Here is a 7,827-nt window from a genome sequence, read left to right as displayed (position 1 = left end):
CCCGCGGCCGGCGGCGGTCGGCGCGACCATGAAGCCGGCGTTGGCCACGTGGTCCCCGGGGCCGCCCTGGTTCGGCGCCAGCTTCGCCGAGCCGAGCACCGTGCCGTCCGGGTCCACCGCGACCACGGTCCGGCCGGGCGGCGCCGCCATCCACAACGCGCGGGCCTGCTCCTCGGTCACGTCGCGCGGCCAGGTGTACGTCTCGCCCGCCGCCACGATCTCGGAGAGGAACGGCCAGATCAGCGGCCAGTCGGCGGCGGTCGCGGTGCGGATCTCCACCCGCCGATCATGCCCGCCCGGAGTTTGACGCGACAAGTAACGGGTAGTCGCCGGAGCTGACCCGAATCAAGGAGGAAACGTCTGATGGATGGCCAGGTCAAGGTCGCGGTGATCTACTACAGCGCGACCGGCATCACCTACCAGATGGCGCAGTCGGCGGTCGAGGCGGCCGGGGAGGCCGGCGCCGAGGTGCGCCTGCGCAAGGTGCGTGAGCTGGCGCCCGACGAGGCGATCCGCTCCAACTCGGGCTGGCAGGCGCACCGGCTGGAGACGCAGGACGTGATGGAGGCGCAGCCGGACGACCTGTCGTGGGCCGACGTGGTGATCATGGGCTCGCCGACCCGGTACGGCATGATCGCCGCGCAGCTCAAGCAGTTCATCGACACCACCGGCCCGCTCTGGGCCCAGGGCGCGCTGGCGGACAAGGTCTACACCGGTTTCACGTCCACCGCGACCTCGCACGGCGGCCAGGAGGCGACGCTGCTGTCGCTGTACACGGTCTTCTACCACTGGGGCGGCATCGTGGTGACCCCCGGCTACACCGACCCCAGCCAGTTCGTCGCCGGTAACCCGTACGGCGCCTCGCACACCAGCAACAACGGCGAGGTGGCCCCGGACCACGTCGCCCTGGCCGCCACCGCGCTGACCGCCAAGCGGGCGGTGCTGATGGGCGCCGCGTTGAAGAAGGGCATGGCCGGCTGACCGAGCGGCCCGGGCGGCCGGTGGCCGGACGAGGGCTCTCGAACCCGTCCGGGCCACCGGCCGTCCTTCGCCCTACCCCCGATCGGCCGCCCCATGCGCGCTCAGCGCCGGCCGGTCCAGCAGATGCCCGAGCAGGTCCGCCAGGACCGCGGTGCCGTCCTGGCTGAGCACCGACTCGGGGTGGAACTGCACCCCGGCGAAGCCCGCGCCGCGCAGCGCGTGCACCGCGCCGTCGCCCGGGTCGCGGGACAGCTCGACCGGGCCGTACGGGCCGGTGACCCGGTCGGCGTCGGCCCGGGCGGTGAAGCTGGCGTAGAACCCGACCCGCCGGGTCACCCCGAACACCGGTACGTCCTGCGGCAGCCCCTGGTAGGGCGCGTCCCGGCGGTGCAGCGGCAGACCCAGCAGCCCGGCGAGCAACTGGTGCCCCAGGCACACCGCAAGCGTCGGGCGGCCCGAGGCCAGCAGCTCGGCCAGGAGCGCCCGCAGCGCGGCCATCTTCGGCGCGCTCAGGTCGCGCGGGTCGCCCGGACCGGGACCGACCACCACCAGGTCGTACCCGTCGAGCGGTCCCGGGTCCGGCCAGTCGCGTCGGGTGACCGCCAGGCCCAGCGCGCCGAGCTGGTGGGCGAGCATCCCGGTGAACGTGTCCTCCCCGTCGACGATGAGCGCCCGGCGACCGGCCAGCCCGCGCAGCGCGATCGCCCCCGGCTCCCGCTGCTCCAGCCAGAACCGCGCCAGCGGGGTGTTGCGGGCCGCCAGCGCGGCCCGTACCTCGGGGTCGTCGGCGTACCGGACGGCCGGCTCGACGCCCGCGTGCGGCGCCTCCGGTCCGAGACCCAGCGCGGCCAGCACCCCCGCGGCCTTGGCGTGCGTCTCGGCCACCTCGCCGGCGGTGGTGGAGTGCCGGACCAGGGTGGCGCCGACCGGCACCCGGAGCGAGCCCTCGGGGGAGAACTCGGCGGTGCGGATCAGGATCGGGGCGTCGAGCGTCTGGCGGCCCTGCTCGTCGCGGCCGAGCAGGGCGAGCACGCCGGCGTAGTAGCGGCGGCCGGTGCGCTCGTGCCGGGCGATCACCCGGCAGGCGTTCTCCATCGGGCTGCCGGTCACCGTCGGCGCGAACATGGTCTCCCGCAGCACCTCCCGCACGTCCCGGGAGCAGCGCCCGGCCAGTAGGTACTCGGTGTGCGCCAGGTGCGCCATCTCCTTCAGGTACGGCCCGACCACCTGTCCACCGTGCTCGGCGACGACGGCCATCATCTTCAGCTCCTCGTCGAGCACCATGTACAGCTCCTCGACCTCCTTCGGGTCGTGCAGGAACCGCAGCAGCGCGTCCCGGTCCACGGTCTCGCCCCGGTGCCGGAACGTGCCGCTGATCGGATTCATCTCGACCAGCCCGTCGGCGACGCTGACGTGCCGCTCGGGGCTGGCGCCGACGAGGATCCGGGTGCCGGTGTGCACCAGGAACGTCCAGTAGGCCCCGCGCTCGCGCAGCAGCAGCCGGCGCAGCGCGGCCAGGGCCGTCGCCAGCGGGTCGCCCTCCACGGTGGCCCGCAGGGTGCGGTGGATGACGAAGTTCGCCCCCTCGCCGTGCCCGATCTCGTCGGCCAGCACCCGTTCGACGATCGCCGCGTACTCGTCGTCGGCGATGTCGAAGGCGGCGTCGCGGGTGCGCACCGGCGCGTCGGGCAGCGCGTCCAGCACCTCGGCCAGCGGTATCCGCCGGTGCCGTTGCACCTCCAGGTACTCCAACGGCAGGCCGTCGTCGACGCAGTCGAAGCCGCGCTCGGTGATCTGCCGGAACGGCACCAGGGCCAACGTGCGCGGGCCGGGGGCGCCCTCGGGCACCGGCAGGTCGGCGAGCCGGTCGGCGGTGCGTACCGGGCCGGCGAACAGGTCGACGTGGTCGGCGCCCTCGCGGCGGACGAGCGCGAACGGGCCGGGGTCGAGGCCTGCGGCGACGGCGGCGAGCGGGTCGGACGGGCTGGTCATCGGGTCTCCTCGGTGGGCCGGTGGCCGCCGGTGAGGCGACCCGGGTTGCCGGGGAGGACCGGCGGCCGCCTCGTCGGGCGGCCGCGTGGGGAAGCTACGCGCGGGGGTGGGCCGCCGGGTCGGCGGGCCACCAGCAGTTCGGGTGCGCGGGCATGGCGATCACTGTACGCGATCGTCGGGCGTCGGGGAACCCGATCGCGCGGGAGCGGGTACGGATCTTGGCTTCGCCGCGGTTCCCGCCGGGTAGGTTGACCGGCGATGGACATTCTCGCTCTGGACCTGGGCACCTCCTCGGTACGCGGGCTGGTGCTGGACGCGGACGCCGTGCCGCGCCCGGGTGCGCTGGCCCGCCGCAAGGTGCGCCTGGCCACCGGGGACGACGGCACCGGGACCCTGGACGGGGCCGGCTACCTCGCCTGCCTGGTCGAGTGCCTGGACGAGCTGGCCGCCGGCGGGCACCTGCGGCGGGTCGGCCTGGTGGCGACGTCCGCGCAGTGGCACTCGGTGCTGCCGCTGGCCGCCGACGGCACGCCGTCCGGGCCGGTGCTGACCTGGCTGGACACCCGGGCCGCCCCGCCGGCCGGCGTCGCCGGTCCGGCCGACCCGGAGGACTACCACCGCCGTACCGGCACCTGGTGGCACCGCTGCTACTGGTCGGTGCGGCTGCCCTGGCTGCGGGAACGGTGCGGGGACCGGACGGTCCGGTTCGCCGGGCTGGCCGAGTACGTCCTCGGTGAGCTGCTCGACGCGGCACCGATGTCCATGTCGCTGGCCTCCGGCACCGGGCTGCTCGACCTGCGGGGCCTGGACTGGGACGCCGAGGCGTGCGCGCTGGCCGGCGTCCGTCCGGACCAGCTCCCGCCGCTGGCCCCGTCGGGCTGGCACGGCCGGCTGGACCCCGGCTACGCGAGACGCTGGCCGCAACTGGCCGAGGCGCGCTGGTCGGCGCCGATCGGCGACGGGGCCGCCTCCAACGTCGGGTCCGGCTGCGTCGATCCGTCCCGCGCGGCGGTCACCGTCGGCACCTCGGCCGCGGTCCGCATGATGCAGGCGGTGCCGGCCGGGGCGGAGCTGCCGCCGCTGCCCGACCAGCTCTGGCGCTACCGGGTCGACCACGACCACGTCGTCACCGGCGCCGCGTACTCCAGTGGCGGCAACCTGTTCGCCTGGGCCGCCCGGGAGCTGCGGCTGCCCACGGGGGCGGAGCTGGAGGCCGCGCTGCACCGGGCCGCCGCCGACCTGGCCGTACGGGCCAATCCCCGGTTCGGCGGCGACCGGCCACCCGGGACGGCGCCGGCCGGTTCCGGTGAGCTGCGCGGGCTGAGCTTCGGCACCACCGCCGTCGACATCCTCGCCGGGCTGATGGCCGGGCTGTGCGGGCTCGTCGCCGACGACCTGGCCGAGCTGGAGGCCGGCGTGGGCGAGCCGATGGAGGTGGTGCTCGGCGGCGGGGCGCTGACCGCCTCTCCCTGGTGGCGCGGGGCGTTCACCGACGTGCTCGCCCCGCGTACGGTCCGGTGGCAGCGCAACCCCGAGATCGGGGCGACCGGTGCCGCGCTGGTGGCGCTCGGTCGGGTCGCCGAGGCGGCCGACATCGGCGGCATCGGCCGGACGGACGAGGGTGCCGCGCCGAACACGTGAGCGCCCACCCACCACGCTGACCTTCCTGCTCATGACGCCCGGGCGGCCGTTGACACCGCCTCCCGGCCTGGTTGGATGGACTCCGCTCCCCGCCGTGGTGGAGTCGGAACGAGGAGGCAAGTGTGGGCGCAGCTCCCGACCCGGCCCGCGGTGCGGCCCCACCGCCGCACCGGCGACGCTCGGGTCTCCGGCTGCGGGACTGGCGGATGGGCACCAAGCTCGCCACCGTCCTGGTGATCCCCACGGTGGCGTTCCTCGTCCTGGCCGGCATCCAGACCCGCGGCCTGGTCGGGCAGACCACGGTGCTGAGCGACTTCGCCCAGCAGGTCGGCATCGGCCGGCAGATCAGCACCGTGGTGGACCGGCTCCAGCAGGAGCGGGACCGCTCCGCCGGTGAGCTGGCCGCGTTGCGCCGCGCCGGCACCGGCGCCGACCGGGACGCCGCGGTCGCCGCGTTGCGGCCGTTGCAGGAGGCCACCGACCGGGCGGTGGACGAGCTGCGCGTGGCGGCCGAGCCGCTGGCCGACGCCGACGCCGCCTGGCGGGTCTCCTACTCGGAGGCGCTGGAGGCGTACGACCAGGTGGTGAACATCCGGGCGGCGGTGCCTCCCGCGGTGCTCTCCAGCGACACCGTGCTGAGCAACTACCACCGGGCCGTGGCCGCGCTGCTCAACCTGCTGGCCGAGCCGTCACCCGGCGACGACCAGCAGGCGTTGACCGAGGCCGTGCTGCGGTACGTCCAGCTGTCCCGGGTCAAGGAGCTGTCCTCCCGGATCCGCGGCGAGCTGTACGCGGCGTCCCGCGCCGGGCGGTACGAGCAGGACGACCAGGTGACGTTGAGCGACCTGCGGGCCCAGCAGCTCACCGCGCTGGGCGCGTTCCGGGTCGCGGCGACCGCCGAGCAGGTCCGCCGCTACGACCAGACCTCGGTGGAACCGGCCTTCGTCACGGCCACCGGGTTGGAGGAGCGGACCCTGCCCAACGGCGCGGCGGAGCCGGCGGTGCTGTCCGCGCCGCAGTGGTGGGCGGCCAGCGAGCAGCGGCAGGAACTGTTCCGCCAGTTGGAGGGCGAGCTGCTCGACGACGCCGTCCGCCGGGCCGACGACGCCAGCGCCCGGCAGCTGCGCGAGACGCTGCTGGTCGCCGGCGGCATCGTCTCGGTGCTCCTGGTCGCCGTGCTGATCTCGCTGCTGGTCGGCCGGTCCGTCGCCCGGGCGATGCGGCAGCTGCGCGGCCAGGCGCTGCGCATCGCGCAGGTGGAGCTGCCGCTCACGCTGGAGCGACTGCGCGCGGTGGACCGGCCGGTGGGCGCGATCGAGGTGCCACCGGCGGTGGTCGACTCGCAGGACGAGATCGGCGAGCTGGCGGAGGCGTTCGTGGCGGTGCACCGCAGCGCGGTCGACGTCGCGGTCGAGCAGGCGATGATGCGTCGCAACGTCAACGCCATGTTCGTCAACCTGGCCCGGCGCAGCCAGGTGCTGGTCGAGCGGCAACTGGAGCTGCTCGACGACCTGGAGCGCGAGGAGAGCGACCCGGAGCAGCTGGAGAACCTGTTCAAGCTGGACCACCTCGCCGCCCGCATGCGCCGCAACGACGAGAGCCTGCTGGTGCTCGCCGGCACCGAGTCCACGCGACGGTGGAACCGTCCGGTCGGGTTGGGCGCGGTGCTGCTCGCGGCGAGCGCGGAGATCGAGCAGTATCAGCGGGTACGGCACCAGAACCGCACCGACCTGCACGTGGTCGGGCACGCCGTGGGCGACCTCGTGCACCTGTTCGCCGAGCTGCTGGAGAACGCCACCGCGTTCTCCCGCCCGGAGACGGTGGTGCGGGTGGTGGTCGAGGCGGACGGGCCGGGCGCGTTGGTGGAGATCGTCGACCTGGGACTCGGCATGGGCCCGGGCGCGCTGGCCGAGGCGAACGCCGTGCTGGCCGAGCCGCCGGCCGCCGACGTGGCCGCGTCGGAACGGATGGGCCTGTTCGTGGTGAGCCACCTGGGCGCCCGCCACGGTGTGCGGGTGCAGTTGCGCCCCGGCCGGGAGGGCCTGGTCACCCGGGTCCGGATTCCGGCACACCTGCTGGCCGACCCAGCCGCCCTCGGGGCAGCCGGGCGGGACGGCGAACACGGCGGAGCCGATCGGGGTGGTCCACTCGTTGAGCAGGTCCCGTTCGGCCAGCCGGCGCTGGATGGGCAGGAACTGCCGGGCGATGTCGGCCTGGTACGCGGCGAAGACCAGCCCGCTGTCCGCGTGCCCCTCGGCGGTGGGCACGCCGTCGTAGTTGTAGGGCCGGCGCAGGATCTTCTGCCGGTCGTCGGTGACCCGCGCCCGGGTCAGGTGGGAGAAGTCGGGGATGACGGTGAGCCCGTCCGGCCCGAGCGCGGCGAAGTCCGGCTCGTCGTGCTCGGCGGTGCCGGTCAGCGGCGCGCCGGTGTCGAGGCGCCGCCCGACGGCGATCTCCCGGTCGGTGCGACCGAGCAGGTCCCAGGTCTCCAGGTTCATGCTGATCCGCCGGATGACGAGCGTGGTGGAGTCGCGCAGCCAGTCCGGTCCGTCGGTGACCCACACCGTGGTGTCGGCGGGCGCGCCGGGTCTCGGGTTGGCGGTGCCGTCGAGCTGGCCGAACAGGTTGCGCTGGGTGCGGCCCGGTTCGGCCCCGGCGGCCCGCCGGAAGCCCTGCTGCACCCAGCGCACGGTGGCGAAGGGCCGGCTGTCCTTGACCAGGACGCGCTGGGCGTGGGCGACGGTGAGCGGGTCGTCGGCGCAGATCTGCAGCAGCAGGTCCCCACCGGACCAGCGCGGTTGCAGCCGGTCGATGCGGAACGCGGGCAGGTCGGCCACGGACGGCGGCCGGCGGTCGGCGCGCCCGGCGGCGGCGTAGAGGCCGGGGCCGAAGCCGAACGTGACGGTCAGTCGGGCGGGCAGCAGGCCGAGTTCCGGCTCGGTGTCGGCCAGCGCCGGGCGGCCCTGGGTGAGCCGGGCCGCGTCGTCGGAGAGCAGCCGCAGCATCCGCCCGAGCGCGGCCCGGTCGACACCGGGCTTCAGGGTGAACGCGACGAACGCCGCGTGCGCCTGCGGTTCGGTGGTCACGCCGGACTGCCGGGCGCCGTGGAACGGCTCCACCGCGCTGCCGACCTGGGCCACCGGGACGGGCTCGGCGGGGCGTACCCGGGGATCGTCGGGACGGGCGACGGCGATCGCGGCGCCGCCGGCGAGC

At 75.2% G+C, this 7,827-nt stretch carries 4 protein-coding genes and 2 pseudogenes; 3 read left to right on the top strand and 3 right to left on the bottom strand.

Annotation, left to right across the window (positions count from 1 at the left end; translation table 11 throughout):
- The coding region (locus tag HUW36_RS20730) for a GNAT family N-acetyltransferase (protein WP_343044344.1) at positions 1–279 on the bottom strand (279 nt) is incomplete at its 3' end.
- A gap of 84 nt (positions 280–363) precedes the next feature.
- Here HUW36_RS20730 and wrbA point away from each other — a divergent pair.
- On the top strand, positions 364–981 hold the full coding sequence (gene wrbA / locus HUW36_RS20725) for an NAD(P)H:quinone oxidoreductase (protein WP_091573528.1): 618 nt from the start codon (positions 364–366) through the stop codon (positions 979–981).
- Between the two features lie 72 nt (positions 982–1,053).
- On the opposite strand, the gene HUW36_RS20720 is transcribed toward wrbA, so the two are convergent.
- Positions 1,054–2,973, bottom strand: a complete 1,920-nt coding sequence (locus HUW36_RS20720; RefSeq protein WP_174529688.1) for a chorismate-binding protein — start codon at positions 2,971–2,973, stop codon at positions 1,054–1,056.
- A 258-nt stretch (positions 2,974–3,231) separates the two neighbouring features.
- Between HUW36_RS20720 and HUW36_RS20715 the strand changes: the two genes are divergently transcribed.
- Both HUW36_RS20715 and HUW36_RS34550 read left to right on the top strand, forming a co-directional pair.
- Positions 3,232–4,614, top strand: a complete 1,383-nt coding sequence (locus HUW36_RS20715; RefSeq protein ID WP_174529687.1) for an FGGY family carbohydrate kinase — start codon at positions 3,232–3,234, stop codon at positions 4,612–4,614.
- Positions 4,615–4,820: 206 nt separating this feature from the next.
- Positions 4,821–5,642 (top strand): annotated as a pseudogene (locus HUW36_RS34550) (nitrate- and nitrite sensing domain-containing protein); the annotation flags it as partial.
- A gap of 1,041 nt (positions 5,643–6,683) precedes the next feature.
- Here the strand turns inward: HUW36_RS34550 and HUW36_RS20705 are convergent.
- Positions 6,684–7,808, bottom strand: a pseudogene (locus HUW36_RS20705) (Dyp-type peroxidase); the annotation flags it as partial.
- Between the last annotated feature and the right edge of the window lie 19 nt (positions 7,809–7,827).

The organism is Micromonospora maritima (assembly GCF_902825405.1).
Taxonomy (GTDB): domain Bacteria; phylum Actinomycetota; class Actinomycetes; order Mycobacteriales; family Micromonosporaceae; genus Micromonospora; species Micromonospora maritima.
Note: the sequence above shows the minus strand (reverse complement) of the source record. Positions and strands in the feature narration are given on the sequence as shown.

Bases quoted from the DNA above. Each gene is read 5' to 3' on its own strand.
- wrbA (WP_091573528.1), top strand. From the start codon at position 364: ATGGATGGCCAGGTCAAGGTCGCGGTGATCTACTACAGCGCGACCGGC.
- HUW36_RS20720 (WP_174529688.1), bottom strand. From the start codon at position 2,973: ATGACCAGCCCGTCCGACCCGCTCGCCGCCGTCGCCGCAGGCCTCGAC.
- HUW36_RS20715 (WP_174529687.1), top strand. From the start codon at position 3,232: ATGGACATTCTCGCTCTGGACCTGGGCACCTCCTCGGTACGCGGGCTG.